At 53.5% G+C, this 260-nt stretch carries 1 protein-coding gene; it reads right to left on the bottom strand.

Features of this window, described 5'->3' with window-relative positions; all coding sequences use genetic code 11:
• Window positions 1–243 (bottom strand): YbfB/YjiJ family MFS transporter (locus SB756_RS31815; protein WP_410913466.1); only part of this gene is annotated, 243 nt, incomplete at its 3' end.
• Between the last annotated feature and the right edge of the window lie 17 nt (window positions 244–260).

Here is a 260-nt window from a genome sequence, read left to right as displayed (position 1 = left end):
AAGCAGCACACAGATAGCCTGCACCAGCAAATTCGCCGTCAGGCAGGGCAAAGCCCCCCAACGTTTTGCTGCCCATAGCCAGCCAAAGCAACCAGGCACAATTGATAAGCCGACTAACGACCAGAGATGGGCGGTTAACAATGGTGAGCCTGCATCTTTCGCCATGAGCGGCAGGTAAGTCGCGACGATGATATAACCAAATCCCGCCAGGCCGTACAGAATAGCCAGTAACCACCAGCTCATTATCTGTTGCTCCGTTT

This window comes from Pseudomonas sp. SIMBA_068 (genome assembly GCF_046534705.1).
Lineage (GTDB): Bacteria > Pseudomonadota > Gammaproteobacteria > Pseudomonadales > Pseudomonadaceae > Aquipseudomonas > Aquipseudomonas putida.
This window is presented reverse-complemented; position numbering and strand designations above follow the sequence as displayed.